The organism is Streptococcus agalactiae ATCC 13813 (genome assembly GCF_000186445.1).
GTDB lineage: Bacteria > Bacillota > Bacilli > Lactobacillales > Streptococcaceae > Streptococcus > Streptococcus agalactiae.
On the sequence record NZ_GL636070.1, the window covers coordinates 2,020,823 to 2,021,476 of the forward strand.

The 654-nt window shown below is 37.9% G+C and carries 1 protein-coding gene; it reads right to left on the reverse strand.

Annotation, left to right across the window (positions count from 1 at the left end):
• Positions 1–3 precede the first annotated feature (3 nt).
• On the reverse strand, positions 4–654 hold a 651-nt coding region (locus tag HMPREF9171_RS104005; protein ID WP_000302119.1), incomplete at its 5' end, for a restriction endonuclease subunit S.

Sequence of the window (654 nt, forward strand, 5' to 3'; positions counted from 1 at the left end):
GGCTTAATCAGAGACTGATATTTCGCCTGACATAAGCGTTGGTAGTAAAAGATCGCGCACTTCGATTAGCTTTTGAATCTCTTTCTCATTCAAATTAATTGTCTTGAATAGTGGCTTAACTGACTCATGAAACTTAATTATTGCTGAATGGGACGGAATTCGAATCTCATGGTTCTTCAAATGAGTTCCAGATACCTCTTTAAATGTAGAACCTGAAGCACTACTCTCGAGGGAAGGAGTTTCCTGTTTCAAGAGTTCATACACGAAAGTATATGGGTATTCAGGTTTGGGAATGATTGACTTAAAACCTTGGTTAGTTGAAATATCATTTTCTGCTATGGTGATATAACCAATTGGAGCGCGGGAACTGAAAAGTATTGAATTCCGAGGCATTAACTTAGCGCTGCTCTTCTTATAGCCAAGCTCAGTGATTGAATTTTGACCTCTACCTGTAAACATAGCAGGATTTAATGATAAATCTTTTGGAGAAAGCCATGGGATATCACCATTCCAGTAATCATCTACCTTTTTAGATGGCGTACCACCGCCCACTATTTCACCAATTTCTGAAAAGGTCGACTTATATAATTCATTATCTTCAAGCAAGTGAGCAAATTGAGCATCGATTAGCTCAGCTAAATGATGATTTATCTG